The organism is uncultured Thermus sp., from assembly GCF_938010445.1.
Classification (GTDB): Bacteria; Deinococcota; Deinococci; order Deinococcales; family Thermaceae; genus Thermus; species Thermus altitudinis.
On sequence record NZ_CALLUR010000116.1, the window covers coordinates 1 to 3,904 of the forward strand.

At 66.0% G+C, this 3,904-nt stretch carries 6 protein-coding genes; all 6 read right to left on the minus strand.

Going from position 1 to position 3,904, the window contains the following annotated elements; all coding sequences use genetic code 11:
• Positions 1-7 precede the first annotated feature (7 nt).
• Positions 8-220, minus strand: a complete 213-nt coding sequence (locus Q0693_RS06620) for an SHOCT domain-containing protein (RefSeq protein WP_298630148.1) — start codon at positions 218-220, stop codon at positions 8-10.
• Positions 221-256: 36 nt separating this feature from the next.
• On the minus strand, positions 257-2,632 hold the full coding sequence (locus Q0693_RS06625) for a heavy metal translocating P-type ATPase (protein ID WP_298630150.1): 2,376 nt from the start codon (positions 2,630-2,632) through the stop codon (positions 257-259).
• Positions 2,617-3,120, minus strand: coding sequence for a DUF305 domain-containing protein (locus Q0693_RS06630; protein ID WP_298630152.1), 504 nt, complete (start codon positions 3,118-3,120; stop codon positions 2,617-2,619). The genes Q0693_RS06625 and Q0693_RS06630 overlap by 16 nt, the downstream gene beginning before the upstream one ends.
• Positions 3,121-3,145: 25 nt before the next feature.
• Positions 3,146-3,430 carry a metal-sensitive transcriptional regulator gene (locus Q0693_RS06635; protein WP_114313929.1) on the minus strand — a complete coding sequence of 95 codons (285 nt, stop codon included), beginning with the start codon at positions 3,428-3,430 and terminating at the stop codon, positions 3,146-3,148.
• A 3-nt stretch (positions 3,431-3,433) separates the two neighbouring features.
• Positions 3,434-3,634, minus strand: a complete 201-nt coding sequence (locus tag Q0693_RS06640) for a heavy metal-associated domain-containing protein (RefSeq protein ID WP_243031710.1) — start codon at positions 3,632-3,634, stop codon at positions 3,434-3,436.
• Positions 3,635-3,749: 115 nt separating this feature from the next.
• On the minus strand, positions 3,750-3,904 hold a 155-nt coding region (locus tag Q0693_RS06645), incomplete at its 5' end, for a Rieske 2Fe-2S domain-containing protein (protein ID WP_366140535.1).

Sequence of the window (3,904 nt, forward strand, 5' to 3'; positions counted from 1 at the left end):
AGCACCCTCATGCGAGCTCGCGCTTCATGCGCTCAAAGGTTTCCTGGTCTATTTCCCCGCGGGCGTACCGCTCCTTGAGGATCTCCAGGGCCTTGTCCCGCCTTTCCGGGACCAAGGTACGCACCAGCCAGTAGAGGAAAAGCCCCAGGAGGACGAACCAAAGAAGTCCGAGAAGGGGTCCCCACCAACCCATGTACCACCAGTTTCCGCACCACCCCATACGTTCACCTCCCATCTGCACCTTAGCCAGGTCTCCTTAGGCTACGGCTGGGCTCTGGGGCCGGAATCCCTTCAGCCTCAGGGAGTTGCTGAGCACGAAGAGGCTGGACAGGCTCATGGCACCGGCGGCCAGCATGGGGTTTAGGAGAAGCCCGGTGAAGGGGTAGAGGACCCCGGCGGCCACGGGGATGAGGAGGAGGTTATAGGCGTAGGCCCAGAAGAAGTTGAGGTAGATGGTCCTTAGGGTGCGCCGCGAGAGGAGGATGGCGTGCACTAGGCCCCAAAGACTTGGCGCAAGCAGGATCACATCCCCTGCCTCCACCGCGATGTCCGTGCCCGTGGCCAGGGCAAGGCCCGCGTCGGCCTGGGCCAAGGCGGCGGCGTCGTTGATCCCGTCCCCCACGAAGATCACCCTCCGCCCCTGGGCCTGAAGTTGCCGTATGGCCTCCACCTTGCCCTCGGGGCGTACCCCGGCCAGGACCTCTTGGATTCCTAGGGCTTCAGCCACCCGCCTTGCCGGGACGGGGTGGTCCCCGGTGAGGAGGACGGGTCTAAGGCCCAAAGCCTTTAAGGCGGCCACCACCTCCTTGGCCTCGGGTTTGGGCGGGTCAAAGACGCCGAAGGCGGCTAGGAGTTTTTCCCCATCCGCCAGGTAAAGGGGGGTGTAGCCCTTTTGGGATAGCTCCTGGGCCTCCTCGGGAAGGGCCACCTTGAGCCGCCCCATGAGGGCCGGACCTCCCAGGTAAAGCCTCCTCCCTGCCACCACCCCCTCGAGGCCCTCCCCAGGCAGGACCCGCACCCCCTCGGCCTCGGGTAGGGGAAGGCTCTTGGCCGCTTCTAGAACCGCCTTGGCGATGGGGTGCTCGCTCCCTCGCTCCAAGGCGGCGGCAAGCCGCAAAGCCTCTTCGGGCTTCAGGGCCAACCCCAGGGTTTCCGTGAGGGTGGGTTTTCCTTGGGTGAGGGTCCCCGTTTTGTCCAAGACCACGGTATCCGCCCGGGCCAGGCCTTCTACGGCTTGGCCCTTGCGGAAAATGAGGCCCATTTCGGCTGCCCTGCCCGTGGCCACAGCGATGGCCGCCGGGGTAGCGAGGCCCATGGCGCAGGGGCAGGCGATGAGGAGCACGGAAAGCAGGGCCACGAAGGCGTAGGAGAGACCAGGCCCCAAGAGGAGCCAAAGCCCGAAGGTGACCAAGGCGATGAGGAGCACGATGGGCACGAAGACGCTGGCAATGCGGTCCGCCACCTCCTGCACCCGGGGCTTGTAGGCCTGGGCCTCCTCCACCAGGCGGGCCATCTGGGCCAGGACCGTGGCCTCCCCCACCCGGCTTACCCGGATGAGGAGGGGGCCTTCCCCGTTCACCGTTCCCCCCACCACCTCATCCCCTGGTCCCTTGGCCTTGGGGATGGGCTCCCCGGTGAGCATGGCTTCGTCCACATGGCTGAAGCCCTCCACCACCACCCCGTCGGCGGGGATGCGCTCGCCGGGAAGCACCCGCACCAGATCGTTAGGGATGAGGGCCTCGGCGGGGATTTCCCTTTCCTCTCCCTCCTGCACCACGCGGGCGGTCTTGGGCCTTAAGGCGAGGAGCTTGCGGATGGCCTCCGAGGCTTGGCCTTTGGCCCTTTCCTCCAGATGCTTGCCCAGGAGGATCAGGGCCAGGATCACCGCTCCCGCTTCCAAATAAAGGTGGCGGGCCTCTTCTGGGAAGAGGGTGGGGAAGAGGAGAACCAAGAAGGAGTAAAGGTAGGCGCTTCCCGCCCCTAGGGCCACCAGGGTGCTCATGCCCAAAGCCCGGTGGCGCACCTCGGCCAGGGCCTGGCGGAAGAAACGCCGGCCCGCGTAGAGCACGGGTAGGGCGGTGAGGACCTGGAGGATAGGGGGAACGTGGGGGAGGGGAAGGAGCATGGGCCCCATGGCCAGGAGGAGGGTGAGGAAGGCCAAGGGTAAGGCGATAAGGAGATCCGTGGGGTAAGCGGGGGCCTTCCTTTCCTCCTGGGCCACCTCCAGGGGCTCGTAGCCCGCTTCCCGGATGGCCTGGCGTAGGCGGGGAAGGGTCACGGTGTCCGGCAGGTACTCCACCAGGGCCTTTTCCGTGGCCAGGTTGACGTTTGCCGCAAGGACCCCAGGCAGTTTCTTCAAGGCCCGCTCCACCCGGGCCACGCAAGCGGCGCAGGTCATGCCCCGGATGGGGATCTCTACCCGGGCCACCACGGGTTCATAGCCGGCCTCCTCCACCCGCTTGAGCACCTCGGCCAGGTTCACGCCTTCTTGTAGCCGCAAAAAGGCCTCCTCGGTGGTGAGGTTGACCCGGGCTTCCTCCACGCCTGGGGCCCTTTTCAAGGCCCTTTCCACCCGCGCCACGCAGGCGGCGCAGGTCATGCCTTTGACCCCTACCTTCACCTCAAGAGCCATAGCCTAAAGGCGTGCATCTCCTGGGTCTGGGCAAGGATGATGTCCCGGGCCAGGTCCAGAACCCGCCGGTCCTTGGCGGTGCCTAGGGCCTCGAGGGCCATCTCCACTGCCCCTTTGTGATGCAGGAACATGAGCTCCACGAAGGCCCGGTCGGGATCCTGGGCCCCTTTGAGCTTTTGCAGCATGGCGGTCATCTCCTTTTCCATGGCGGCGTAGGCCGCCTGGTCCATTCCGCCCATTCCCGCCAACCAGCCCTTCATGAGGGCGATCTCCCGTTCCTGGTCCTTCAGGATGGCCTCGGCCCAGGCCCTTACCTGGGGGTCCTTGCCCTTTTCCAGAACGTAGCGGGCCATCGCCAAAGCGCCCTCATGGTGCGCTATCATGCCCGAAAGAAAGCTCCGCTCCGCGCCGGCGGACGGCGCATGGTGGGCATGCTGGGCCCAGGCGGAGGCCAGGGCCAGGATGCCGAGAAGGAGAAGGTTTCGCATGGTTTCCTCCTAAGTTCTTGAGGGCCTAACGGTACTTGAGGGCCTCCATGAGTTCCTCTACGATTTCTTCCACGTCCCCCCGTTCGTGGGCGGTGGCCACGTGATCCCGCAGGTGGGCCCTTAGGACCATCTCGCCCACCCGGTCCAGGGCACCCTCCACCGCCTTGAGTTGCTTGAGCACGTCCACGCAGTAGACGTGGGGATCCTCCAGCATGCGCAGAATGCCCTCGAGGTGGCCCTTGGCCGAGAGAAGGCGCTTTCTGGCCTCTTCCCGCACCTTGGGGTCCAGGTGGAGGTGGTCGCGGGGCATGGTCTAGCCGGCCAGGGCGGCCCGGTACCCTTCCTCCTCCACCGCCCGGATCAGGGCCTCGGGGTCCGCCTTCCCCTCCACCAGGGCCTCGGCCCGTTCCAGGCTCACCTCGGCCCTCTCCACGCCAGGCACCTTCATGAGGGCCCTCTGTACCGCCATCACGCAGTGGTTGCAGGTCATGCCTTCCACCTTGAGCCTCAGCATCCTTCACCTCCCCCCACCCCAGGTGGGGTGGGTATTCCTACCCTACCCCCTCTCCCTTCCCGGTGTCAAGGACAAAGGCCTCGAGGGAAACCTCGAGGCCAAGGAAGCACCTAGCCTAAAGGTCCAGGAGGATGGTGTCCCCCTCGAGCCTGGCGGGGAAGACCTTCACGGGTTTGGGGGCGGGCAAGGTCTGCCGGCCCGTCCTCAGGTCAAAGCGGGCCCCGTGCCGGGGGCAGAGGATCTGGCCCTCTTCCACCTCCCCCTCGTGCA

Coding starts and splice junctions, on each gene's coding strand:
- Q0693_RS06620 (WP_298630148.1), bottom strand. CDS start 220: ATGGGGTGGTGCGGAAACTGGTGGTACATGGGTTGGTGGGGACCCCTT.
- Q0693_RS06625 (WP_298630150.1), bottom strand. CDS start 2,632: ATGGCTCTTGAGGTGAAGGTAGGGGTCAAAGGCATGACCTGCGCCGCC.
- Q0693_RS06630 (WP_298630152.1), bottom strand. CDS start 3,120: ATGCGAAACCTTCTCCTTCTCGGCATCCTGGCCCTGGCCTCCGCCTGG.
- Q0693_RS06635 (WP_114313929.1), bottom strand. CDS start 3,430: ATGCCCCGCGACCACCTCCACCTGGACCCCAAGGTGCGGGAAGAGGCC.
- Q0693_RS06640 (WP_243031710.1), bottom strand. CDS start 3,634: ATGCTGAGGCTCAAGGTGGAAGGCATGACCTGCAACCACTGCGTGATG.